Origin of the sequence: Empedobacter sp. UBA3239 (genome assembly GCF_002362875.1) — a bacterium.
GTDB lineage: Bacteria > Bacteroidota > Bacteroidia > Flavobacteriales > Weeksellaceae > Empedobacter > Empedobacter falsenii_B.
The window spans coordinates 18,927-42,534 of the sequence record NZ_DEVJ01000015.1; the positions used below are offsets into that span (position 1 = coordinate 18,927).

25 protein-coding genes are annotated in these 23,608 nt (G+C 30.9%); 14 read left to right on the forward strand and 11 right to left on the reverse strand.

All coding sequences use genetic code 11. The features are described 5' to 3' along the window. Positions 1-10: 10 nt before the first annotated feature. From B4G36_RS02355 to B4G36_RS02365, 3 genes are all read right to left on the reverse strand, one after another. Positions 11-1,252, reverse strand: coding sequence for an efflux RND transporter periplasmic adaptor subunit (locus B4G36_RS02355; RefSeq protein WP_291061694.1), 1,242 nt, complete (start codon positions 1,250-1,252; stop codon positions 11-13). A gap of 7 nt (positions 1,253-1,259) precedes the next feature. After that, on the reverse strand, positions 1,260-1,754 hold the full coding sequence (locus B4G36_RS02360) for a GbsR/MarR family transcriptional regulator (RefSeq protein ID WP_291059979.1): 495 nt from the start codon (positions 1,752-1,754) through the stop codon (positions 1,260-1,262). Between the two features lie 230 nt (positions 1,755-1,984). Continuing rightward, positions 1,985-2,542 carry a hypothetical protein gene (locus tag B4G36_RS02365; protein ID WP_291059981.1) on the reverse strand — a complete coding sequence of 186 codons (558 nt, stop codon included), beginning with the start codon at positions 2,540-2,542 and terminating at the stop codon, positions 1,985-1,987. A gap of 304 nt (positions 2,543-2,846) precedes the next feature. Between B4G36_RS02365 and B4G36_RS02370 the strand changes: the two genes are divergently transcribed. Further along, entirely contained in the window at positions 2,847-3,251 is a 405-nt protein-coding gene (locus B4G36_RS02370) for a hypothetical protein (protein WP_291061696.1), read from the forward strand. A gap of 81 nt (positions 3,252-3,332) precedes the next feature. Continuing rightward, positions 3,333-3,779: a KTSC domain-containing protein gene (locus tag B4G36_RS02375; protein WP_038330588.1), complete on the forward strand. Its 447-nt coding sequence runs from the start codon at positions 3,333-3,335 to the stop codon at positions 3,777-3,779. A gap of 75 nt (positions 3,780-3,854) precedes the next feature. Here B4G36_RS02375 and B4G36_RS02380 read toward each other — a convergent pair whose 3' ends face one another. Next, complete coding sequence (locus B4G36_RS02380; RefSeq protein WP_180904449.1) at positions 3,855-4,829, reverse strand: deoxyhypusine synthase family protein; 975 nt, start codon at positions 4,827-4,829, stop codon at positions 3,855-3,857. 31 nt (positions 4,830-4,860) lie between these two features. Beyond that, the gene (locus B4G36_RS02385; RefSeq protein WP_038330584.1) at positions 4,861-6,243 is read right to left on the reverse strand and encodes a decarboxylase; all 1,383 of its coding nucleotides are present in this window, start codon (positions 6,241-6,243) and stop codon (positions 4,861-4,863) included. A gap of 415 nt (positions 6,244-6,658) precedes the next feature. Here B4G36_RS02385 and B4G36_RS02390 point away from each other — a divergent pair, with 415 nt between their 5' ends. The 8 genes from B4G36_RS02390 to B4G36_RS02425 all read left to right on the forward strand — a co-directional run bounded on the left by B4G36_RS02390 (position 6,659) and on the right by B4G36_RS02425 (position 15,269). Further along, positions 6,659-7,432 (forward strand): ParA family protein, encoded by a 774-nt coding sequence (locus tag B4G36_RS02390; RefSeq protein ID WP_038330582.1) that lies wholly within the window; start codon positions 6,659-6,661, stop codon positions 7,430-7,432. Between the two features lie 5 nt (positions 7,433-7,437). Next, positions 7,438-8,328 (forward strand): ParB/RepB/Spo0J family partition protein, encoded by an 891-nt coding sequence (locus B4G36_RS02395; protein ID WP_291061699.1) that lies wholly within the window; start codon positions 7,438-7,440, stop codon positions 8,326-8,328. Then, positions 8,318-8,896 (forward strand): DUF5683 domain-containing protein, encoded by a 579-nt coding sequence (locus B4G36_RS02400; protein ID WP_291061701.1) that lies wholly within the window; start codon positions 8,318-8,320, stop codon positions 8,894-8,896. The genes B4G36_RS02395 and B4G36_RS02400 overlap by 11 nt, the downstream gene beginning before the upstream one ends. 9 nt (positions 8,897-8,905) lie before the next feature. Next, positions 8,906-9,610, forward strand: coding sequence for a 4-hydroxy-tetrahydrodipicolinate reductase (gene dapB / locus B4G36_RS02405; protein ID WP_291061703.1), 705 nt, complete (start codon positions 8,906-8,908; stop codon positions 9,608-9,610). Between the two features lie 26 nt (positions 9,611-9,636). Continuing rightward, positions 9,637-11,199: a signal peptidase I gene (gene lepB / locus B4G36_RS02410; protein ID WP_221855207.1), complete on the forward strand. Its 1,563-nt coding sequence runs from the start codon at positions 9,637-9,639 to the stop codon at positions 11,197-11,199. Positions 11,200-11,299: 100 nt separating this feature from the next. Beyond that, positions 11,300-11,905 (forward strand): WbqC family protein, encoded by a 606-nt coding sequence (locus B4G36_RS02415; RefSeq protein ID WP_291061705.1) that lies wholly within the window; start codon positions 11,300-11,302, stop codon positions 11,903-11,905. Positions 11,906-11,909: 4 nt separating this feature from the next. Further along, positions 11,910-13,511, forward strand: a complete 1,602-nt coding sequence (locus B4G36_RS02420) for a S8 family serine peptidase (protein ID WP_291061707.1) — start codon at positions 11,910-11,912, stop codon at positions 13,509-13,511. 123 nt (positions 13,512-13,634) lie between these two features. Then, a complete protein-coding gene (locus B4G36_RS02425) occupies positions 13,635-15,269 on the forward strand; it encodes a S8 family peptidase (protein WP_291061709.1) in 1,635 nt (544 codons plus the stop codon). A gap of 169 nt (positions 15,270-15,438) precedes the next feature. Here the strand turns inward: B4G36_RS02425 and B4G36_RS02430 are convergent, their stop codons facing one another. Both B4G36_RS02430 and pepE read right to left on the reverse strand, forming a co-directional pair. Next, positions 15,439-16,059 (reverse strand): alpha/beta hydrolase, encoded by a 621-nt coding sequence (locus B4G36_RS02430; RefSeq protein WP_291061711.1) that lies wholly within the window; start codon positions 16,057-16,059, stop codon positions 15,439-15,441. A gap of 96 nt (positions 16,060-16,155) precedes the next feature. Beyond that, complete coding sequence (pepE, locus tag B4G36_RS02435) at positions 16,156-16,878, reverse strand: dipeptidase PepE (RefSeq protein WP_291061713.1); 723 nt, start codon at positions 16,876-16,878, stop codon at positions 16,156-16,158. Between the two features lie 177 nt (positions 16,879-17,055). On the opposite strand from pepE, the gene B4G36_RS02440 reads away from it, so the two are divergent. Next, positions 17,056-17,952: a hypothetical protein gene (locus B4G36_RS02440; RefSeq protein ID WP_291061715.1), complete on the forward strand. Its 897-nt coding sequence runs from the start codon at positions 17,056-17,058 to the stop codon at positions 17,950-17,952. Positions 17,953-18,023: 71 nt separating this feature from the next. On the opposite strand, the gene B4G36_RS02445 is transcribed toward B4G36_RS02440, so the two are convergent. The 3 genes from B4G36_RS02445 to B4G36_RS02455 are packed head-to-tail and all read right to left on the reverse strand — an operon-like array spanning position 18,024 to position 20,679. Continuing rightward, complete coding sequence (locus B4G36_RS02445; protein ID WP_291061717.1) at positions 18,024-19,343, reverse strand: ABC transporter permease; 1,320 nt, start codon at positions 19,341-19,343, stop codon at positions 18,024-18,026. A 12-nt stretch (positions 19,344-19,355) separates the two neighbouring features. Continuing rightward, entirely contained in the window at positions 19,356-20,288 is a 933-nt protein-coding gene (locus B4G36_RS02450) for an ABC transporter ATP-binding protein (protein WP_291061719.1), read from the reverse strand. 58 nt (positions 20,289-20,346) lie between these two features. Continuing rightward, a complete protein-coding gene (locus tag B4G36_RS02455; protein ID WP_291061721.1) occupies positions 20,347-20,679 on the reverse strand; it encodes an MGMT family protein in 333 nt (110 codons plus the stop codon). Between the two features lie 41 nt (positions 20,680-20,720). Between B4G36_RS02455 and B4G36_RS02460 the strand changes: the two genes are divergently transcribed. Continuing rightward, positions 20,721-21,266: a hypothetical protein gene (locus B4G36_RS02460; RefSeq protein ID WP_291061723.1), complete on the forward strand. Its 546-nt coding sequence runs from the start codon at positions 20,721-20,723 to the stop codon at positions 21,264-21,266. A gap of 54 nt (positions 21,267-21,320) precedes the next feature. Here B4G36_RS02460 and B4G36_RS02465 read toward each other — a convergent pair whose 3' ends face one another. Beyond that, positions 21,321-21,512, reverse strand: coding sequence for a cold-shock protein (locus tag B4G36_RS02465; protein ID WP_038330556.1), 192 nt, complete (start codon positions 21,510-21,512; stop codon positions 21,321-21,323). A 127-nt stretch (positions 21,513-21,639) separates the two neighbouring features. Between B4G36_RS02465 and hemW the strand changes: the two genes are divergently transcribed. Both hemW and murI read left to right on the forward strand, forming a co-directional pair. Next, positions 21,640-22,767 carry a radical SAM family heme chaperone HemW gene (gene hemW, locus B4G36_RS02470; RefSeq protein ID WP_291061725.1) on the forward strand — a complete coding sequence of 376 codons (1,128 nt, stop codon included), beginning with the start codon at positions 21,640-21,642 and terminating at the stop codon, positions 22,765-22,767. A 17-nt stretch (positions 22,768-22,784) separates the two neighbouring features. Further along, positions 22,785-23,594 (forward strand): glutamate racemase, encoded by an 810-nt coding sequence (gene murI / locus B4G36_RS02475; RefSeq protein WP_291061727.1) that lies wholly within the window; start codon positions 22,785-22,787, stop codon positions 23,592-23,594. Positions 23,595-23,608: the final 14 nt, after the last annotated feature.

Consider the following 23,608-nt stretch of genomic DNA (forward strand, 5'->3'; position numbering starts at 1 on the left):
AATTCGTTTTTTAGAAAACTGTTTTTGTAGATTCTACAATTTGATCAAAATTTGCAGTTGTAGGTTTAATAGGTGTTTTATCTCTTAATTTACCAACACCTTGTGCAACCACTTTATCTCCTTTTTTAACTCCGTCTTTAACTACAACAAGACCATTTGTTTTGTCTAAAATATTAACTGTTGTAGCAATTGCAGAGTCATTTCTTACTTTGTAAACATAAGTTAAACCTTGTTGCTCAAATGTTGCAGCAGCAGGAACTACTGTTGCATCTACATAAGTTTTAGGAACACGGATACGTCCTGAGTTTCCGTTTGCTAACAATCTTGATTCGTTGTTAAACGATACACGGAAATCTATTGTTCCAGTTACAGGATTAATTTGACCAGTTACTGTTTGGATTTTTCCTTTTTCAGGATAAACTTCTCCATTTGCTAATACTAAATCAACCGCTGGAATTTTATTTAATTTATCTTTTAAAGTTGTTCCTTCAGTTTTTGAAATAAAATTTAAATAATCTCTCTCATTCATTGAGAAATAAGCATATACTCTACTTGTATTTGAAACTGTAGTAATTGGAACTTGATCCGTAGGACCAACTAATGTCCCTTGACGAGAATTAATAGAACCAACCACTCCACTAATAGGTGCTCTAACAACAGAATAATCTACATTTGCTTGAGCTCCTTTGTAACTTGCTTGCGCTTGAGTAACACCAGCCTGCGCTTGAGACTTAGCAGCTACAGCTTGATTATAACTCGCTTGCGCTTTTGCTAGATTAGCTTTTGCAGTTTCTAATTGTACATTACTAATAATGTTTTTTTGTACTAAAGGAGTTAATTTGTTCACCTCTACTTGAGCTGCTTGCACTGCCGCCTGCGCTGCACTTACATTAGCCTGAGCCGCTTTTACATTAGCTTGCGCTGCACCAACACCTGATTTCAAAGCATCCGCATTCTGAGTTAAAACATTTGTCTCTAATTTGAACAAAGGTTGACCAGCTTGTACATATTGACCTTCATCAACATAAACTTCTGTAATATATCCTTGTATTTTTGCACGAACATCATTATTTACAATACCTTGAATATTTGCAGGGTATTCATCATAACTCGTTACCACTTTCGTTGGCACATCAACCACCGGATAAGGCGTTGGACCTTGTGCTTGTTGAGCAGCAGCATTGTCTTTCTTTCCACAAGAACTCAAAGCTATTGCCAAAGCACCAACCATTATAACGTTAACGTTTTTCATATTACTTTTACTTATTTTCTAGTTGAATTTTATTTATTTTTTGTATTGTCTCGTCTAATATCACTTTTGTTTGATTAAGATGTTCCAAATAGATATCAACGACCCTATTTTCAACATTTTTAGAAAGCGTATTATTCTCTAGTTTATGTTCTTTTATTCGATTTGTATAACCTATATCTTGAGAAATCATTTCATATAAAAAATCTAATTTCTCTGTCAAATAATTAAAATTTAATCTAAAATATCTTTTTCTAGAGTTAATTTTATTTATGTATTCGATATGTTTCATCGATAGTAAGTAGTTAATAGAGTTTGATAAGGAACTTTTACTAACATTAAAAATCTCAAGAAGTTCTTCGAAAGTAAATCCCTCCTCATCTGATTCTAAAATCATGTATGCTTGCAACTTAGCCGTCAATGGAGGAAAACCATAAGTTCTCTCCAAAAAAGCACTATAGCTGCAAAAAAGATCCAAATTACATGCTTGATTTTTTATATTCATAATTGTATAATCTACAAAACCATGCAAATATAAAATAGTTAGTTCTGTTTACACAGAACTAACTATACTTTTTTCGATGTTTAACAATTAATTAAATTAATAATTTGTTAATTCACTATTTTTAAGACTAACAAAAATAGACCAAACCAATTAATAATAAGTCAATTATAGTAAATTTAATTATTATTTCACAAAATATTTCATAAGCAAACTTTTGTTTAAAAGAACTATTAAGACTTAAAATTTATAGGAGTTTTTGTTAAAAAAATATTAATTTCATCAACATCGTTTAAATAATCGAATTTTAAATCTTCATGAAATTTTTCAAAAATAGAAAAAATCAATTTCAATCTGCCATGTTGATAATTGTATAATTTTTCTGCATTATCTCCTGTTGTATAAGTTTCAAAAAGATAAGGATAACGACTAAAAGATTCTTGAATGATATATTTTCTCAATTCAAATTCTGACACTTTATCTTTCGTAATTTGAACATGATAGTTCACAATTCCACTCAATGTTTTTAACGTCAACAACAATTGACGATGACTTCTATTTATGTTAATCTGATTAATTAAGTGATGAGACTTTTCAAACTGAAAATCAATCTTTTCATAAATATTTTTTACACGATCTTGCAAATCATTTTCATTCTCTAATAATTGAAAATGCAAATGTTCTACTAAAGTTTCATCTTTATTGATAAGACGCAAAAGAAGTTTATCTTTTTCTTTTGAAGGAAGATCTAAAATAGAATTTTTCAATTCAGGAACGTCTTTCAATTTCATACTTATTTTGTTTGTTGTTAGCTTGCTTAAAATTACAAAAATATTCGAGATAATTCATTTTACACAAAACGATTAAATCATATAAATAATGTATATTCGAATAAATAAATCATAACCTAAATGTCAAAATCACTCAAAATCTACATCATTTCTTCAGTTCTTCTCATTTTATTTTTATTGAGTTTAAACCTTATGGGGTTGAATTTAAAAGGAGAATATACCTATCAAATTCTTGCTTGGACTTGGATTATTTTCACCTTTTATATCATTATTAAATTTTGGGAAATTATCTATATCAAAATTTATGGATTTTTGCTTTTTGCTTTTTGCTTTAGTTGGATTAAGCATTTTACCAATGGCAATTCCGTTTCTATCTATCGTTAGTTTTTTATTCAATATGAATACAATTCAAACCATTAAAGTAAACGATGAATATAAAATAGTAGTTACGAAAAAAGTTATGGCAATGAAACGTGCTTATATCTATAATTCTGAATCTAAATTTCCTATTTTAGAAAAATCAAACAATATCGCGAGACCAGATTATAGTGATATTGTTTCTGAAACATTAAATATTAATTCTGATGATCCAAAGCTATATGAATACGAAAACGAACCTATTCAGCAAGCTAAACTGATTTCTATAAACAAGGATAGTATTGGAATTGAAATATCAAATTCTCAACAAAAAGAAAATTATTTATCATAACCTTAACGAAACTTATGGATATTAAGCGCATTTCGTGATTTATAATCCGTACTTTTGCACTCCGAAAAAAGGATTATAATTATGAAAAGCGTTGTAGAACACAGAAAATTACTTGGAGTTGATAAAAATGTAACTCTAAAAGAGTTGAAAACAATTTACAGAAATACGATGAAAGATGCGCATCCTGATAAATTTATCAACGACGAAGCAGGTAAAATAGAAGCTGAAGAAAAAAGTAAAGTTGTGATCGAAGCATACCACTTTTTAGTAAGTATTAATCCTGAAACGCACGAAAAAAACAAAGAAGAATATACGATTACAACTGCAAAATCTAACATTCATGATTTTTATATGGATGAACAAATTTTGAAAGTAGAACATTTAGATGGAAATCATTACGAGTATTTTGGCGTTCCTAAAAATACGTACATCAAAATGGTAAATTCTGATTCTCCAAGCCGTTTTGCAAGAAGACATATCTATGGAAAATTTACGCATAGAAAAGCTGGTGAAGCAATGAAAGATTAATTATCGGAACGATATATAACAAAAAAACCACTTCGATTGAAGTGGTTTTTTTTTATGCTTAATATATTCTATTGATTAGTTTCCTAAAATATAGTTGAAAATCAATGGAGCTACGATTGTCGCATCAGATTCTATCATGTATTTCGGCGTATCGATGTCTAATTTACCCCATGTAATTTTTTCGTTTGGAACAGCTCCAGAATAAGATCCGTAAGATGTTGTAGAGTCAGAAATTTGACAGAAATATGCCCAGAAAGGAACATCTGTCCACTCTAAATCTTGGTACATCATTGGAACAACACAAATTGGGAAATCTCCAGAGATACCACCAGCAATTTGGAAGAAACCTACACCTTTACCATCAGAATTAGCACGATACCACTCTGTTAAGTAAATCATGTATTCAATTCCAGATTTTACTGTAGACGCTTTTAAATTACCTTTGATTACGTTAGACGCAAAAATGTTTCCTGTTGTAGAGTCTTCCCAACCTGGACAAACGATAGGTAAATTTTTCTCAGCTGCAGCAACAATCCAAGAATCTTTCGGATCAATTTCGTAGTATTGCTCTAAAACTCCAGAATTTACAACTTGATATAAAAATTCGTGTGGTAAATAACGCTCACCTTTTTCTTCAGCAGCATGCCAAACATTCTCTAAATGCTCTTGTAAACGACGAAAAGCCTCCTCTTCTGGAATACAAGTATCTGTAACACGATTGAAGTGCGTATCTAACAATTCGCGCTCTTGCTCTGGTGTTAAATCACGGTAATTTGGAATTCTTTTATAGTGTGAATGCGCAACTAAATTCATTACGTCTTCTTCTAAATTTGCTCCTGTACAAGAAATGATGTGCACTTTATCTTGGCGAATCATTTCAGCTAATGAAATTCCTAATTCAGCAGTAGACATTGCTCCACCCAAAGAAATTAACATTTTACCACCTTCTAACAAGTGTTGCTCATATCCTTTTGCAGCGTCAACTAAAGCAGCTGCATTAAAGTGTCTATAGTTATGTTCTATAAACTGACTGATTGGTCCTTTACTCATTTTATTTGTTTTTTATTTATTTAAAATTCAATTATTTGTATCCCAAAGTATTCAACACATCTTGATGCGTTTGTTCTTCAGAATATACTTTTGCTTCATAATTTTCATCAATCAAAATATATTTGGGCTGAGGAATTAAACAGTGATTAATTCCACCAAAACCACTAATATTATCTTGATATGCTCCTGTATTAAAGAAACCGATATACAATGGTTTTGCTTGATCATATTTCGGAAGATAAATAGCATTTACATGCTGTTCTGAATTGTAATAATCGTCAGAATCACATGTTAAACCTCCTAATAATACACGTTCATACTTATCGTACCAACGGTTAATTGGTAACATTACAAATCGTTTCGAAATTGCCCAAGCATCTGGCAAAGTTGTCATAAAAGAAGAATCGATCATATCCCAATACTCTTTATCATTTTGTTTCTTTTGATAAAGAATTTTGTAGACTACTCCTCCACTTTCTCCAACTGTAAACGAACCAAATTCTGTAAAAATATTTGGAACAGCAATTCCTTCTTCATCACAAATCATTTTAATTTGCAACAAGATTTCTTTCGCCATGTATTCGTAATCATATTCGAAATTCAACGAATTTTTGATTGGGAATCCACCACCAATATTCAAACTATCTAATTCTGGACAAACTTTTTTAAGGTTTACATAAACTCTCAAACATTTTGTCAACTCATTCCAATAATACGAATTGTCTTTAATTCCTGTATTAATAAAGAAATGAAGCATTTTCAATTTAATGCGTTCATTAGGTTTTACCATTGTCTGATAAAAAGGAACAATATCCTTATAACCAATTCCTAAACGAGAAGTATAAAATTCAAATTTTGGTTCTTCTTCCGATGCAATACGAATTCCGATTTCAAAATCACCTTCAATTGCCTCAGAAAACAAATCAACTTCCTCGTAATTGTCAATTACTGTAATCGTTTTACGATGTCCGCTATTTACCAAACGAGCAATATTTTCTACATATTCCTCACGCTTGAAACCGTTACAAACAACATATTGATCGTCTGTAATCAAACCTTCTCCAATCAAATTTTCGACAATATTAATGTCAAATGCAGAAGATGTCTCAATGTGAATATCGTTTTTTAATGCTTCACCTAAAATGTGACGAAAGTGAGAACTTTTTGTACAATAACAATAATTGTAAGTTCCCTCATAGTTTAACTCTTCACGCGCTTTTTCGAACCAACCTTTCGCTTTCTGAATGTTTTGCGAAATTTTAGGCAAATATGTGAATTTTAATGGTGTTCCATGTTCTTCGACCAAAGCTTTTAGGTCAATTCCATTAAATTTTAAGTACTCTCCATCTAATTCAAATTCATCTTGTGGAAAGTCAAATGATTGCGTGATTAAATCTATGTATTTAGTTTTCATTATGCTTTATAAATGTTACGTGTGTTTAATAATTCTAAAAATTTTGCAAAAAAATTAGGGTATTACAGACGTATCGCATAATATACATTGCGAAGCAATAAGGGGAAAGAATAATTCTTAAATTCGTTTCTATTCATTAAAACTACTGCGTTAAAGCTCTTTCTATTCTCAACGCTTTCGAATAAAAGGTTAAAACTCATCAACTTTTTTTATTAAAAAAATTATAAAAATACTTGTCGCAAATATAAGTTTTTTAATTCTGTTAAAAAGATAAAATAATATTAAAATTTAGCTTTACAGAACTGATGTTTTATGATGTAAAACAAATATTCAACAATTATTCAAAAATTTATTTTTTCTTTAAGGTTTAGCAAGGTTAAATATTGTATTTTTGAAATCGTTTTGAACGTAAATTATGGGTAAAATTATTGCTATTGCTAACCAAAAAGGTGGTGTTGGTAAAACGACAACTTCGTTAAACCTTGCCGCTTCATTAGGTGTTTTAGAGAAAAAAGTTTTATTAATTGACGCAGATCCGCAAGCAAATGCAACATCTGGTTTGGGTTTTGATTTGGATGAAATCGAAGCTGGAACCTATGAAGTATTGGAAAATGAAGTGCTTGCGAGCAAAGCTATTTTACAATCAGAATCGCCAAACCTAGACTTGATGCCTGCTCATTTAGATTTAGTTGCTGCCGAGATTGAGATTGTAGATTACGAGAACCGCGAATACATGTTAAAAAACGCGTTGTCAGAAATCAAAGATCAATATGATTATATTATTATAGATTGCGCGCCTTCACTTGGTTTAATTACTTTGAATGCGCTTACAGCTGCAGATTCTGTGATTATTCCTATTCAGTGCGAATATTTTGCATTAGAAGGTTTAGGAAAATTATTAAATACGATAAAAGGAATTCAACAACATCACAACAAAGAACTGGATATTGAAGGTTTATTGTTGACGATGTATGATTCGCGTTTACGCCTTTCTAATCAAGTATTAGACGAAGTGAACAATCATTTTCCGCAAATGGTTTTCAAAACAATTATTACTCGAAATGTACGTTTGTCAGAAGCACCAAGTTTTGGCGAAACAATTATTCAGTACGACGCAGCAAGTAAAGGTGCAGAAAATTACTTAAATTTAGCGCGTGAATTTTTAATTAACAACAACGATACAGTTTAAATAAAATGGCAAAGCCAAACAAAAATAATCGCTTGGGACGTGGATTATCTGCTCTATTAAAGGATGAACCAACTGTAAAAACAGCACAAGATGAAGGTGCTAAAAAATTGGTTGGAAACATTTTGGAAATAGATTTAGAAAAAATCACCGCGAATCCTTGGCAACCACGAACTAATTTCGATAAAAAAACTTTAGAGGAATTGGTTTCGTCTATTCAAACATTAGGCGTTATTCAACCGATTACGATTCGTAAAAAACCAACTGGTGAATATGAATTGATTTCTGGTGAAAGACGTTTTCGCGCTTCGCAATTAGCTGGTAAAAAAACAATTCCGGCTTATGTGCGTTTAGCAAATGACCAAGAAATGCTGGAAATGGCATTGGTCGAAAATATTCAGCGTCAAGATTTAGATGCGATCGAAATTGCACTTTCTTACCAACAATTGATTGATGAAATCAAGTTAACACAAGAAGAATTAAGTAAACGTGTTGGGAAAGACAGAACGTCTATTACCAATTATTTGCGTTTATTAAAATTAGACCCAATTATCCAAACAGGAATTCGTGACGGAATGATTTCAATGGGACACGGTCGCGCTTTGATGGCTATTGATGATACTGATTTACAATTTGATATTTACGAAAAAATTGTCAAAAACAATTTATCTGTACGTGATACAGAACGTTTAATCAAATCGATAAAAGAAGGCAAACCTGAGAAAAAAGCAACAAATGAATTGCCTTATCAGTACAAAGAAGCATTAAGTTCTATTTCAAATTTATTGAATACGAAAGTTGAAATAAAACGTGCAAATAATGGAAAAGGTAAAATCATTCTGAATTTTACTTCAGATGATGAGTTTGAACGATTAAGAAAATTTTTAAATGAAAATTAAATCATTCTTACTTGGATTAACGATCTCTTCGACGTTTGCTTTTGGTCAGGTTAAAACGGATTCTTTAGTCGTTGTCGAAAATAATATTATTGTAAACGATACAATGAGCGTAACTAAAGAAGTTTTGATGGAAAAAAGTCCAATTAGAGCATCTTTGTATTCGGCTATTTTACCTGGTGCTGGACAATTGTACAACAAAAAATGGTTAAAAGCACCTATTGCGCTTGGTTTAGTAGGTACAGGAACAGGTTTCACGATTTATTACAATAATTTGTACAAAAAATACCGAAAAGCTTATATTGCGGTAAGAGAAGGAACACCAAACGAATTCACAGGAATTTTATCTGCAGAACAATTGGCAGTTATTCAAGATGATTACAAACGAAAACGTGATTATAGTGTCGCTTTAACTGCATTAGCTTATTTATTAAATATTGTAGATGCTACTGTTGATGCGCATTTATTCACAGTTCGTAATGACACAGAAATGTCATTCAAACCAACAGTCATTCAAGATGAAATGACATTAGAGCCAGTTTTAGGATTGGCATTTAACTTAAAATTTTAGAAATTACAGATGAAAATTGCATTAATAGGATACGGAAAAATGGGAAAAGCCATTGAAGAAATTTTAATTCAACGCGGACACGAAGTTGTACTTAAAATATCTCGTACTCCACTTGCGGAAGAATTAAATGATGTTGAAGTTGCAATAGAATTTTCTAGACCAGAATTTGCTTACGACAACCTTAAAGTATTACTTGAAAATAAAGTCGCAACAATTTGTGGAACAACAGGATGGTTAAATAAACAAGAAGAAATTAATCATTTAGCAATTTCAAATAACACCGCTTTTTTATATGCTTCTAACTTTAGTTTGGGCGTTAATTTATTCTTCGAATTAAATTCTATTTTAGCTCGAATGATGAATAAATATCGTAACGAATACCAAATTAATCTAGAAGAAATTCATCATACACAAAAGCTTGATGCACCTTCTGGAACAGCGATTACAATTGCAGAAGGAATTATTGACAATTCAACATATAATTCTTGGTCGATGGACGAAAAAGCAAAAGACATTATTCCAGTTGAAGCAAAAAGAATCGAGGATGTTCCCGGAACACATATCGTACAATATAACTCTGATGTAGATACTATTGAGATTTCTCATACGGCGCATTCTCGCAAAGGTTTTGCCTTAGGTGCCGTGATTGCTACGGAATGGATTTGGAATAAACAAGGTGTTTTCACAATGAAAGATGTACTTGAACTGAACTAAATTAAAATACTAAATATCAAAAACTTATGCATGTACTAATTTACTGGTTAATTGGTTTTATTATTGCCAATATAATCTTTGGAGCTGCAACTTGGAAATTATATAAAAATGCTGGAAAGCAAGCAATTCAAGCTTATATTCCTTTTCTAAATATCTGGAAAGGTTTAGAAATTATCCATCGTCCAAAATGGTGGATTATTCTATTTTATTTGCCAATTGTTGGTCCTATTTTTTGGTTAGTATTCTTTGTTGATTTAGGAGATTCTTACGGAAAAATTGAAACAAAAGACAAAGTCATTATGGTTTTGACTTTAGGTTTATACATTTTTGCGGTTAATTATTCTGATAATCCAAAATATTTAGGTCCAGAAAAACGCAAACCAACATTTGTTTCTTCCTTAATTTTTGCCCTTGTTTTAGCAACTTTGGTTCATAACTGGTTTATTCAACCAATGATTGTTCCAACAGGATCAATGGAAAATACAATCAAAATTGGTGATGCTTTATTTGTAGAAAAAGTAAGTCATGGAGCGCGTGTTCCTATGACACCAATCGGAATTCCATTCTCAGAATTTATTTACCGAGATGGTTTTATCGACAAAGCTCGCCTACCTTATATGCGTATTCCAGGTTGGAGAGATTTAAAATCGAATGATATTGTTGTCTTCAACTATCCTACAGATTCTATTTACAATGCGATCGATCGTAAAGATGCTTATGTAAAACGTTTAGTTGGTTTACCAGGAGAAACTGTACAGATTCGTAATGGAGTTTTATATGTAAACGATAAAAAATTCATTCCGAAAAAAGATGCACAAGTTCAGCATGCTTATACAGTTGTTGTAAAAACTCCTTTCAGTGATAAATTATTATACGATAATTTTGGAATCATAAGTACAGATTATAATGCTGCAAAACAAGGTGACGGAACATTTATTTATCAATTTGCAGCTTTGACTGATGCTCATGTTACAGCAATGAAATCTAATGCAAATGTAGTTTCTGTTGAACCTATTTTACAACCTGTAGGTGAAAAAACGGAACATATTGTAAATGGAAAAATTGATAGTACAAACACTATTTTTCCAGTAAACAAAAACTGGAATCCAGATCAATACGGACCTTTATACATTCCGAAAAAAGGTGATGTAGTTGATGTTAACAAAGAAACTTTAGCGCAATATATTAACATTATTCGTCGCTATGAAAACAATACATTAAGAGTTGATTCTACAAACGGTAAGTTTGATGTATTTATCAATGATCAAAAAACAGATAAATACGAAATCAAACAAAATTATTATTTTATGGTTGGTGATAACAGAAATCAATCATTAGATGCACGTTTCTTTGGTTATGTTGGAGAAGATCATATTATTGGTCGTCCAATTATGATTTGGGCAAATATGAACGGAATGTTCGAGCCTGCTGCTCCTAAGAAATTTATTTGGAATCGTTTCTTTACTTCAATAAATAATGATAATCCGGACAAAACTTCGTACGGAATTTATGTTTTAATTGCCTTAATTGGTTGGATTGGATATGATATTGTAAAAGCTCGTAAAGAGAAAAAGAAAAACAAATATTAATAAAAAGAGCGATTAAAATCCTCTAAATTATAAAATTAACAACACTATAAATGTGCATTATAAGCTAATTGTAATGCACATTTCCATATAAAATAATAGAATGAAAAATACGTTTGCAGCTTTTTATTTTGGACCGATTGATTACTATGCAGAAATGGTAAAAAGCCAAACTTTGGATATCGAAGTTCAAGAAAATTTTCAAAAGCAAACTTACCGTAACCGCATGTATATTTTGGGCGCAAATGGTAAATTGATGTTGAATATTCCAATCTTACACAACGGAACGCGCTTATTCAAAGATTTACAACCTTCTTACGAATATGATTGGCAAAAAGAACATATCAAATCATTAAAGTCAGCTTATCAAAGTTCTCCATATTTCGAATATTATGAAGATGAAGTTATTCCGATTTTAGAACAAAAAGAAAAGTTTTTATTAGATTTTAATCTAAAAACAATTGATTTTATCAACAAGAAATTAAGCTTAGATTTAGATATTTCTAAAACTGAAACATATCAAGATTTAAATCCTGAAAATGATTTCAGAAATCAATTTTCTGCTAAAAAAGCTTCTCAATACAACTTACCAGAATATGCACAAGTTTTTGATGATAAATTTGAGTTTATAGAAGGTTTGAGTATCTTAGATTTACTTTTTAGCGAAGGGCCAAGTGCCGCAGTATATTTAAAAAACTTAATAAAATAACAACATGAGAAAATTATTTATTGCTTTAGGATTTGCCTTTACATTAGGGTTTGCTCAAGCACAAACAACAGAGGTACCAAAAGAAAAATGGTATCATGCAGGTGTAGAACAAACAGGTGTTTATGGTGTAAATACTGATCAAGCTTTACAATTCTTAAAAGACAACAAAAGAAAAGCTAATACAATTATTGTAGGAGTTTTGGACAGTGGTGTTGAAAATTTCCACGAAGATTTGAAAGCAAATATGTGGTCAAATCCAAAAGAAATTCCAGGAAACGGAATCGATGATGACAAAAATGGTTATATTGATGATGTGCATGGATGGTCTTTCTTAGGAACAGCAAAAGGAATCAATTACAATGATGATACAACTGAATTAACACGTGTTTACAAAGCTTTATCATCTAAATACGCAACTTTCGATCAAAAGAAAAATCATGAAGCTATTTTAAAAAATCCTACTGAATATGCTGAATTTCAAAAAATTGAAAAAGAATATTTAAGCGCTGTAGGAAAAGCAAAATATAACCAACAAGTTGCTCAATCTAAATTGAATGCAGTTGAAGGTGGTGTAAATAAAATGGTTCTTGAATTTGGTGATACTAAATTAACCAAAGATATTTTAAAAAATTATCAACCAACAGATTCTCAAATCTTAGAAGCTTTATGGATTTTTGGTGAATTGAAAGAAGAGCAATGGATTGGAAAAACGATGAAAGAAGTTTCGAATACCTATTTAGGAGCTGCTCGTCGTGCTGCGAAGGGAGATGCTTTATCTTCTCACTTAAATTTAGATTTGGTTGATCGTAAAAATGTTGACAATCCAAATGATAAGAAAGAGCGTTTTTATGGAAACGGAGATTCTAACGGACCTGAGTCTTCTCACGGAACTCACGTTGCTGGAATTATCGGTGCTGTAAGAGGAAATAATATCGGTTCTGAAGGAACAACAGGAGGAAATAATGTAAAAATTATGTCTGTTCGTACAGTTCCAAATGGAGATGAGCGCGATAAAGATGTTGCAAATGCTATTTATTATGCAGTTGACAATGGAGCAAAAATCTTGAACATGTCTTTCGGAAAACCTTATTCTCCTGATGCAGATTTAGTTTGGGATGCGTTCAAATATGCTTCTGATAAAGGTGTTTTAATCGTTAAAGCTGCAGGAAATAGCAACGAAGATATTGATGTTCATGTACATTATCCAACTAATTTCAGAAATGGAAATACTGTTTCTAAATCTGTCCTTACAGTTGGTGCTTCTACTAAAGATCCAAATGCATTAAAAGCTCGTTTCTCTAACTATGGTAAAAAATCGGTAGATGTTTTTGGACCAGGACAAGAGATCTATGCAACATATCCAGGTGTTGATCAATATCGTTTCTTAAACGGAACTTCTATGGCTTCGCCTGCTGTTGCTGGTGTTGCTGCATTAGTTTGGTCACATTATCCAAAATTAACAGCAGAAGATATTCGTACTATTTTAATGGAAACAGTAAATAAAAACGATCAATTAAAAGATATTTCTGTTGCTGGAGGTGTTGTAGATTCTTACAAAGCTGTACAAAAAGCTGAAGAAATTTACAAACAACGTAAGTTGAAATAATTTTAAATTTAACACAACATTATAAAAAGGCTTCAAATTTTGGAGCCTTTTTTGCGTTTAAACTCGGGATAATTTTAGATGTAACAATTTCGGTTGTTTCTCGACATATAGATAAAATCAATTATGAAAAAATTCTTATTAAGTATATCAGTTGCCATGTTTGTTGGTGTGGCATCGTTCGCACAAGAAACTACAACTGCTCTACCTTTACCTAAAGTTGATCAAAAATATTGGCAACACGAATCTTTCGAAGAAAGTGGTGTTTATGGTGTTAATACTCAAAAAGCTTTACAATTTTTAGAATCAAAAAAACGTAAACCTTCACAGTTAATTGTTGGTGTTTTAGATTCTGGAGTTGAAATTACTCATCCAGATTTAAAAGATAATATTTGGACAAATAGCAAAGAAATTGCTGGGAATGGAATTGACGATGATAAAAATGGGTATGTTGATGATGTTCACGGTTGGAATTTTATCGGAGGAAAAGATGGTAAAAATGTTGATGGAGATACATTAGAGTTAACACGTCTTTTTGTAAAATACCGCGATTTATTCGAAAAAAGTAAAGATGCAGCTTCAAACAAAACAAAATTCCCAAAAGAATTTGAAGAATATCAAAAAATAAAACCTGAGTTCGAAAATAAATTAGCCGAAGCAAAACAAAATGCAGCGCAATATGTACAGATGAATGATGTTTTCTCGGTTGCATTTCCTGCTTTGATTAAAGAATGGGGCGAAAAAGATTTGAATGAAAAAAATATGATGTCTTTTAAACCTGTTTCTAAAGAAGCACAACAAGGGATGATTATTTTTGGTATGGTTCCGAAAGAAGCTTGGGAAGGAAAATCGATGAAAGATTTCTTAACAGAAGTTGGAAATGAAATTTCTGAAGGAACAAAATACTACAAAGAACAAGTTGAAATTAACTTGAATACAGAATTAGATCCTCGTCCAATTGTTGGTGATAATTATGCTGATAAATCAGAACGTTTTTACGGAAATAATGATGTAGACGGTCCTGATTCTATGCACGGAACGCACGTTTCTGGAATTATTACTGCAAAATCTGGTAACGGAATTGGAATGGATGGAATCGCAGGAAATGGTTATGTAAAAATCATGTCAGTTCGTACAGTTCCAAATGGAGACGAACGCGATAAAGATGTTGCAAATGCCATTCGTTATGCTGCAGATAATGGAGCAAAAATCTTGAACATGTCTTTTGGAAAAGCTTATTCTCCAGATAAACAAATTGTTTGGGATGCATTTAAATATGCGGAGAAAAAAGGTCTTTTATTGATTAAAGCTGCAGGAAATGAAAACGTAAATATTGATGACGAAATTCACTTCCCTACTGTTTATGATAACAAAGGTGCAGAAGTTTCTAAAAACGTAATTACAGTTGGAGCAAACACAATGGATAATAACAATTTAAGAGCAAGTTTTTCTAATTTTGGTAAAAAGTCTGTAGATGTTTTTGCGCCAGGAAATGAAATATATTCTACTGTTCCTAATAAAGATGGGGAATACAAAAATGAAAGCGGAACTTCTATGGCTTCTCCAGTTGTAGCAGGAGTTGCGGCTTTGGTTTGGGCACATTATCCTAAATTAACTGCAACAGATATCAAACAAATATTGTTAGAATCTGTCAACAAAAATCCTGCTTTAACAGATATTTCTGTAACAGGCGGTGTTGTTGATGCGTACAAAGCTGTTCAATTAGCAGAAAAAATGTATATTGCTAAAAAATTGAAGTAAGGAAATCTTAATATCACCATTTCTTATAGTATTTAAGTAACAAAATAAACTTGGGTTAGATTCTATTTTTTTTAGAGTCTAACCTTTTTTTGTATAAGATATTTCTTGTACAGATTGAATAAAAATTGTCAGTTCGAGTGATTTTTAGGAAAAATTATAAATGAATCATTTATTTAAAATCATAATTTCTCCTCGCCCATTTTTTACTTGGTTCAATCCATTCATCAAGAGCTTTATAAAGAAAACCATGCTTTAAGCCATTATTTAATTCAATTTCTTTGAAATGATTGATTTTATTCGTTGAATTTTCTTTACGTTTTATAGCTGAAACACCAAATGCATCAGACTTCTCGTAAATGATTAAAACATTTCCAGAAAATTTTATATCAGGCATTTCTTCTAAATCACTTTCTTGAAACGAACCTATAAATACATAGTTGATTTGAGGATTATTTTTAAAAGTTGATACATATTGCGCAATATAACCACCTTTGGAAGTTCCTACAACCGTAATATGATTAGGTCCAACTCCTATATTAATCAAACTATCAATTTGATTAACAACCTTTTTTGCATATATTATTCCGTCTGTTTTTGGCTTTCTTTTCTCGCTAATCACAATAAATCCGTCATTCCTGAATGAATTCAAAACTTTAGAATATTCAATTTTAGTTTTATAAACTGTATCATAATCACCATCGTTATGTGTTTCTAAATATTTATTATGGAGAAAAAAGATATAATCTTTGTCCTTTACACTTTTAGATATTTTATGTTGCGAACAACTCATTAAACCAATTATGAGAATCAACAAATATTTCATTATTCAATTTTAAATCAATCAAATATAACAAAAAAACCCTTCACTGAAAAGTGAAGAGTTTTTCTATATTCTATAAACTTTTTCTTCTAAAATACCAGATTCAATCTCAATTGGTTGTTCATTTTGTCTAAAAATTCGGGCCGATAATTTTCCTTTCAACTCCACCACTCCATTTTCTACACGAAGCCAACTTCCTTCTCTCAATCCAACTACAACTTGATGATTAAACTTGTGAAATTCATTGATACGTGTTTCTCTTGTTTCTCCTTTGTGCGTAGAATTAGGATCAGGATCCAAATAATGCGGATTAATATTAAAAGGTAAAAATTGCAATGCATCAAAACTTGGTGGATAAACGATCGGCATATCGTTTGTTGTTCCAATTGTTAAACCTGTCAAATTACTTCCTGCGCTAGTTCCAATATATGGCGTTCCATTATGTACAGCACTTCTCAACTCTTCGACCAAACCAAGTTCATATAACGTTTTTAGCAATAAAAATGTATTTCCTCCTCCAATAAAAATCGCTTTCGCATGTAAAATTGCTTCTTTTTTATTCTCGAAAGTATGCAAACCTTTTACAGAAATTCCAACCGTTTGCAAAGCATCTTTTACATTTTGCGTATAATCATCGTACGAAATTCCCGAAGGACGCGCATAGGGAACAAAAATGATTTCATCAGAATTAATAAATTCTTTGATTTCATCTTTTATATATTCTAAAAAACTATAACCGTGAATAGTACTCGTACTTATCACCAATAGTCTATCATTTGGATTTATCATGTTATCGAATTTTAACTCAAAAGTAAGTTTAAAATAAGAAAGTAGTTGAAAAATTGACAAAAAATTATAACGAATTACTTTATTTTTGTACAATTCTAAAAAATGAAATTTCAAGATTTCTAGATCTTCATGAAAAAATTATTACACTTCATTATACCTTTATTCATAGTTGTTATTATGCTAATAATTGGAATAGAACAAACGCTTCGAAAAATTCCGAATGCTTACAAATACAAAGCAGATTATTTAAAAGAAAATGGAAAACAAATAGAAACTTTGATTCTTGGAAGTTCACATACTTTTACAGGGCTCAATCCAAAATTATTTACCAATAAAACTTTTAATGTTGCAAATTCTGCTCAATCACTAGATTTAGATTATAAAATTTTTGAACAAAATCGAAAATATTTACCCAATTTAAAAACCATTATTATTCCCATTTCGTATTTTTCGTTTACAAAACAATTGAATGATTTTAATCAAAAAAAGTTAAAATATTATTCAATTTATTGGAATGTTGATATAAATAATAATGACTTAAATCTTAATTACGAAATTTTTTCAGAACCCATTGAAGTTAATTATAATCGAATAAAAGATTATTGGATTGAGGATAAAAATAATTTGACAATAGATACTAATGGATATATAAAAAAACGATACGAACCAAGTTGGAATGATAGTATTTATGCTAAAAAAACGTTTGAAAGACATCGTGCAAATTTGAATTCAAATCAAATACAACGTATTATAAAAACAAATTATCATGATTTAGAACAAATTATAAAACAAGCAAAATCAAATGATATAAAAGTTGTTCTATTGGCTACTCCTACAACTAATTTGTATAAAAATTATGTTATAAAAACACCTCAATATTTCAACTTAAAAAATAATATTAATCGCTTATCGAAATATGATAATGTCATTTTCATCGATTACTTTATCAATAATAAAAGTTTCAGTAAAAAAGATTTCAAAAATTCAGATCATTTAAATGCAAAAGGTGCAGATAAATTAACCTTTAAGGTGGATTCTATTATGAATAAAACATTTACGTTGATTACAAAATAAATCGAATATCTATCATCAAAAAAGAGCTTGATAAATCAAACTCTTTTTTTGGTTTTATAAATTGTGTGAAATTAGTTTTTGTAAGAAATCCATTTCACCATTTCTTTCACAGTTGGTTTTTTACCATAAATTAAAATCCCAATTCTATAGATTTTTCCAGCAATATAAACCATAAATATTGTACTGATTAACAGCAAAAATAAGGATAAAGCTAATTGCCAAATCGGAACATCGAACGGAATTCGAGTAATCATTGAGATGGGAGAAGTCAATGGAATCATTGATAACCAAAAAGCAACTGGACCATCAGGATTTTCGAAAGTTGTCATACTTCCGTAAAGTCCAATCATCATCGGAACTAAAGGAAAATATGTAAATTGTTGCGTATCTGTATCATTGTCAACCGCAGAACCAATTGCCGCGAAAACAGAGCTGTAGAACAAATATCCTAAGATAAAATAAGAAATAAAAGCAAAAATGATTAACGGATAATTAAACGTTAACAATACTTCGCTAATTTCTGTTACTTTTTGCATCATATCTGGATTAGTCTCGGCTAATTGTGCTTGATTCATCATTTGTTGCGACATATCCATTCTTGAAGCAGCAATTGTTGGAAATAAAATCAATAACCCCATTGTCATTCCAATCCATATTGCAAATTGCGTGACTGCAACCATTGTCGTTCCTAAGATTTTACCCATCATTAATTCGAAAGGTTTTACAGAAGAAATGATAATTTCGACAACGCGATTATTTTTTTCTTCAACCACAGAACGCATTACTTTTACACCATAAATCATCACAAACATGAAAATAATGTAAGTTAAAAACATCGATAATCCGATTTTCAACTCCATTCCTTTATCTTCTTTTCCGTCTGTAACGTTAAAAACATTCAGGTTAACACGTGCCTTAGAAGCTTCTAAAGCCGCTTTGTCAATACCAGATTTTGCCTGTTTTTCTTTTACTATTTTATCACTAATCGTTCTCGAAAGTTTTTCACGATCAGTAATTCCAAGATTTCCATTTGTGATTAATTCAGTATTTTTCTCGATATTTTCATAATTTCCATCTGTATTTTTCGGAATATGAAGAATCGCATTCAAATATTCGCTTCCTTTCAAAGTATCTTTGATAGATTTCAACTCTTGAGGCGTGTAAATACTAAACATCATTTGTTTAGTCGATTTAAACGAGGTTACAAACTCTGTACTTTCATCTACAATTGCAATGTTTTTCACTTCGGAATTATTTGCAGAACTCAAAAAGAAAATCACCGCTCCTGCTCCAACAATCAACAAAGGCGAAAGAAAAGTCATAACAATAAACGCTTTGTTTTTTACTTGAGAAAAGAACTCGCGTTGTGCAACTAAAAATATATTTTTCATTTGAAAATTAGCTTAAAGATTAGGAATTGAACTTTGTTTGACGGCTTCCAAAAACACATCATTCATCGAAGGAATAATTTCTTTGAATTGATGAACTTGCCCCACTTGCATCAATTTATCTAAAATCACATTGGTTGGTGTTTCTTTATTGTACAACAAATTAAATTCAGTTCGTTGATTAACGTTTCGAACTTCCGAAATCTCAAATTCATTCGCTAAATTTTGAAGAGAATCAGCGGGAATTTCATTCAATTGAATCGAAAATTTCCCTGTCTTAAATTGATTTCTAACTTCTTCGATTGTTCCATCTAATACTTTATTCGATTGATTAATCAATGCCACATGATCACACATTTCCTCCACAGATTCCATACGATGCGTTGAGAAAATAATTGTCGTTCCTTTGTCTCTTAATTCAAGAATTTCATTCGCAATAATTTGCGCATTTACAGGATCAAAACCACTAAAAGGTTCATCGAAAATGAGCAAAGAAGGGTTGTGAATAACTGTAATTACAAACTGAACTTTTTGTCCCATTCCTTTCGACAACTCGCTCAATTTCTTATTCCACCAAGACATCATATCAAGTTTCTCGAACCAATATTCGGTACGTTTTTTAGCTTCCGCAGAAGAAAGACCTTTCAGTTTTGCAAAATACAGTGCCTGTTCTCCAACCTTCATATTCTTGTACAAACCACGTTCTTCTGGCATATAACCAACTTGACCGATTGATTTTTTTGTCAAAGGTTCACCATTTAGCAAAATCGTTCCACTATCTGGCGCCGTAATTTGGTTGACAATACGAATAAAAGTTGTTTTTCCAGCACCATTTGGTCCCAAAAGTCCATAAATAGAACCTTGTGGAATATTGATACTAAAATTATTGAGCGCAATTTTATCTTTATATTTTCTTGTTAAGCCTTGAGCTTGCAATAAAAATTCCATTTTCTATATCATTTGATTTGTAAAATTAGTAAGAAGAAAGTAAATTTTGTTACAGATTTTAATGAGATTCGTTCGGATTCCATACAATTTCTTTAAAATTAACCACTTTATCATTTATAATCTCCACACCTTCATTTTCTAATAATTGTTGCATCAAACTCGAAGGATTAAAGTGATGTTTTCCAGTTAACAAACCATTTCTGTTTACAACACGATGAGCAGGGACATCTTCTCGATTATGTGCATGATTCATCGCATAACCAACCACGCGCGCAGAAAATTTTCCACCTATATATTTTGCAATCAATCCATAAGTAGAAACACGTCCTTCGGGAATTTGACGAACTATTTCATAAATTTTCTCATAAGTATCAGAAATGATTTTTGTCATAATCTAAACATTTATTGTAAATTTAAAGAAAGTAATAGAATATGAACCAAAAAGTTCCAATTAAGTCTCTTTTAAGCCGACCACGTTTTAAGGTTTTTACGCATTTATCAAAACAAGAATTTATTGATTTAATCAAAAAACACCTTGAAACAAATTCTACTGAATACGGAGGTTATGCCAATCAAGAAGTTGCGATGATTCGTGTCCGCAAAGACAAGGATAAATATTGGCATCCGCAACTACAAATCAGAATTGAAGATGACGTTGATCATCCTGACTATTTGGTTGTAAGAGGAATTATTGGTCCACCTTCTAATGTTTGGACATTTTTCGCATTTTTGTATGGTTTAAGCGGAGCCATTTTTATCACCTTAGGCTCTTATGCGTTTTCTGAATATATTGTACAAGGAAATAGTGTATGGATTTGGAGTATTCCTATAGCATTATTTATGGCTTTAGGAACCTATTTAGCTAGTTTATATGGTCATTATTTAGCAAAATATCAGCTAGGAAGATTGTATCATTTCGTGAATGAATTACTACATGATGCAGAGTTTTATCAAAATAGCGACGAAATCAAAAAATAAAAAAAGCGACCTAAATAGGTCGCTTACAAGAAATATGTTGAGATAATATATTAATTAGATTACTTTCACATTAACGGCGTTGATGCCTTTTTTTCCTTGTTCTAAGTCAAAAGATACTTTATCGTTTTGAGCTACTTTGTCTGTTAAACCAGAAACGTGTACGAAGTACTCTTTTCCTGATTCGTCATCTTTAATAAATCCGTATCCTTTTTCTTCATTAAAGAATTTTACAGTTCCTTTATTCATAGTATTTTATTTTCGTTGATAAAGATATAAGATTTATTTACAAAACCAATATTAATTTTTAGTTTTTTTTTATAACAATTTTTTTAGCCTATAATTTCATTATAATTTTGCTTCAAATCATAATATTTTGGCAGGAATTTATATTCATATCCCGTTTTGTAAACAAAAATGCAGCTATTGCGACTTTCATTTTTCGACAAATCTTCAACATAAATCAAATTTAATTCAAGCAATTAATAAAGAACTTGAGATCAGAAAAGATGAAATTTCAACACCTTTAGAAACAATTTATTTTGGAGGAGGAACACCTTCTATCCTATCCGAAATTGAATTAGAAAGTATTTTCGAAACGATTTATAAAAATTATTCGACCAAAAATTTAAAGGAAATTACACTCGAAGCGAATCCTGATGATTTGAATAAAGAAAAACTTAATTTCTTAAAATCAACTCCGATTAATCGTTTTTCGATTGGTGTTCAATCATTTTTTGAAGAAGATTTGAAATTAATGAATCGCGCACATAATGTACAAGAAGCTGAAACTTCGATAAAATTGGCGCAAGATTTTGGTTTCGAAAATATCACTATTGATTTGATTTATGGTTCTACGACCACAACCAACGAAATGTGGAAGCAAAATTTGCAAAAAGCAATTGAGCTGAATGTTCCACATATTTCTTCTTATGCATTAACAGTCGAAGAAAAAACAATTTTAGATCATCAAATCAAAAAAGGAATCACAAAACCGGTTGATGAAGATCGTCAAAACGAACAATTTCAACTTTTAGTTGACACTTTAACTTCGAATGATTTTATTCAATATGAAATCTCCAATTTCGGAAAAGAAGACTATTTTTCTTTGCACAATTCTAATTATTGGAAAGGAATTCATTATTTAGGAATTGGACCTTCTGCACATTCTTATAACGGAAAAACTCGTGCTTGGAACATTGCAAATAATTCTAAATACATACAAGCTATCAACGAAAATAATCTACCTCAAGAAATTGAAGTTTTAAATGAAGTAGAAAAATTTAATGAAATGATAATGATAGGATTGAGAACAATTTATGGAATAGATTTAAATCGAATTAATTCAGAATTTTCTCAACCTTTAGTTAATTCTTTTCATGAAGAACTCAATCAATTAATCAACGAAAATTTAGTCGAAAAGAAAGAAAATAAAATTATTTTGAAACCCGAAGCAAAATTTTTCGCAGACGGAATTGCTTCTAGATTATTTTACATCAATTAATTTGTTAAATTTGCGATATGAATGATAACAGACCAATTGGTGTTTTCGACTCTGGAGTTGGCGGTTTGACGTTTGCAAAAGAAATAAAACGTCTGCTACCAAACGAAAGTTTGATCTATTTTGGCGATACTCAAAATTTGCCTTATGGAGAAAAATCGAAAGAAGCGATTACACAATTTTCGGTAGACATTACTAATTTTTTAATAAACAATAATTGTAAAGCGATTTTAGTTGCATGTAATTCTGCAACCGCTAATTCGTTGAAAGAAATTAGAGACGCTGCAGGAAAAGATATTCCTGTTATCGATGTTATTTCGCCTGTTGCGGAGAAAGTTTCGTTCGAATTAAGAGAAAAGATAGGTGTTATTGCAACAAAAGCAACTGTAAATTCAGGCGCGTACAAGAAAGCAATTCGTCGTCGAAATAAACATATTACGGTTATTGAAATGGCTACTCCGCTCTTAGTACCTGTTATCGAAGAGGGTTTTACAAATTCTACGATTTCTAAAGCAGTTTTAGAAACGTATTTGTTGAACAAAAAATTAGAAGGAATTGATTCGATTATTTTAGGATGTACGCATTATACACATCTGGAAAAAGAAATCAATCAAGTATTTGAAGGAAAAGTTGATATCGTAAATTCACCTTTAATTGTCGTGAATCAAGTAATTTATCAATTGGCAAAAGAAGGAAAATTGGCTGCTAAAGATACTGTTGCAAACTATACATTTTATATTTCTGACAATACAGATAATATTATAAAAGTGGCAAAAAAATTCTTTGGAAAAGATATTCAATTAATTGAGAAAAATTTAGAAACGAAATAGAACCGACCATTATT